This is a genomic window from Nocardiopsis kunsanensis DSM 44524, from assembly GCF_000340965.1.
Lineage (GTDB): Bacteria > Actinomycetota > Actinomycetes > Streptosporangiales > Streptosporangiaceae > Nocardiopsis > Nocardiopsis kunsanensis.
The window spans coordinates 1-521 of record NZ_ANAY01000097.1 but is presented as its reverse complement, the minus strand read 5'-3'; the positions used below and the strand labels follow the sequence as shown (position 1 = coordinate 521).

Genomic DNA, 521 nt, shown 5'->3' with positions numbered 1-521 from the left:
CGCAATGATTACGGTTCGGTGGTGGTTCCTGGTGTGGGGGAGTGGGAGCCGTGGTTGTCGGTGTCGGTGGTGTTGCCGGCGTACGGGCATCAGGAGAAGTTGGATCTGGTGTTGGCGTCGTTGGCGGCGCAGAGTTATCCCTCGCGTCTTCTCGAGGTCGTGGTGGTCGATGACGGGTCGCCGGAGCCGTTGGTGTTGGGTCCGGTGGTGCCGGAGCATGTGCGGTTGATCCGTTCTTCGGGGGGTGCGTGGGGTTCTGCGCACGCGGTCAATTGTGGTGTGGCTGCTTCGTCGGGGGATGTGGTGCTGCGGTTGGACGCGGACATGCTGGTTTTCCGTGAGCATGTGGAGTCGCAGTTGCGGTGGCATCACCGGTTGGATTATGCGGCGGTGTTGGGGCACAAGTTGTTCGTGGACTGGGTTCCGGGGCGGCATTCTGCTGAGCGGGTGCGTGAGGAGGTGGCGGCCGGGCGTGCGGGGGCGTTGTTCGATCCCGCCACCGCCGACACCCACTGGATCGA

1 protein-coding gene is annotated in these 521 nt (G+C 64.5%); it reads left to right on the top strand.

Features of this window, described 5'->3' with window-relative positions:
* The coding region (locus D456_RS24935) for a glycosyltransferase family 2 protein (RefSeq protein ID WP_040700048.1) at positions 1-521 on the top strand (521 nt) is incomplete at both ends.